Genomic DNA, 793 nt, shown 5'->3' with positions numbered 1-793 from the left:
GGGGAGGTGAGAGGGCGAGCGCTCGCTTCTCCCTCCCCCTGAAAGGGGGAGGGTTGGGGTGGGGGTTGTCTCCGCTTGCGCCAGCCTCTCGGTGTGCGCGAGAAGATCGCTGAGCACGCCCTCCAAATTCGACAACACGTCATTGTTCCAGTAGCGCACAACGGTGACGCCTTTCTCGACAAGCCACCGCGTTCGCCGATCGTCGGCCTTTTTGCGTTCTTCAGCATGCTGTCCGCCGTCCACCTCAACGGCGAGGCGGAGACGCGAGCAATAGAAGTCGACCGTGTATGGGCCGATGGGATGCTGCTTTCGGAACGAGAGGCCGTTGAGCTGGTCGCGACGCAGAGCACGCCACAGCCGTAATTCCGCGTCGGTCATGTTGGCGCGGAGGGACCGCGCTCTTGCGGTCATATCTTTCGTGCGGGAAAAGCGAGACCCCCACCCGCCCGCTTCGCGGTCGACCTCCCCCTTGCAGGGGGAGGTGGGAGGCTTCTCGTCGGGCGCGATCACGTGCCGCTCTCCATGACGGCGATGGCTTCTTCCTCGTCGGCGCCGAGATAGGCGGCGATCACCTTGGGATCGTCGCGCACGGCCGCTGGGGTTCCCTCGGCGATCTTGACGCCGTAATCCATCACTACGACGTGGTCGGAAATCTCCATCACCACGGACATGTCGTGCTCGATCAAGAGGATCGAGGTGCCGAGTTCCGAGCGGATCGAGAGCAGCAGCTCGCTTAGCGCGGCGCTCTCGCGCGCATTGAGGCCGGCGGCCGGCTCGTCGAGGCAGAGCAGCG

At 64.7% G+C, this 793-nt stretch carries 2 protein-coding genes; both read right to left on the bottom strand.

Features of this window, described 5'->3' with window-relative positions; translation table 11 throughout:
* Positions 1-510 (bottom strand): endonuclease domain-containing protein (locus CWO89_RS44775; protein WP_245476885.1); only part of this gene is annotated, 510 nt, incomplete at its 3' end.
* The coding region (locus CWO89_RS44770) for an ABC transporter ATP-binding protein C-terminal domain-containing protein (protein ID WP_502702959.1) at positions 507-793 on the bottom strand (287 nt) is incomplete at its 5' end. The genes CWO89_RS44770 and CWO89_RS44775, both read right to left, overlap by 4 nt.

Origin of the sequence: Bradyrhizobium sp. Leo170, assembly GCF_004296405.1 — a bacterium.
GTDB lineage: Bacteria > Pseudomonadota > Alphaproteobacteria > Rhizobiales > Xanthobacteraceae > Bradyrhizobium.
Note: the sequence above shows the minus strand (reverse complement) of the source record. Positions and strands in the feature narration are given on the sequence as shown.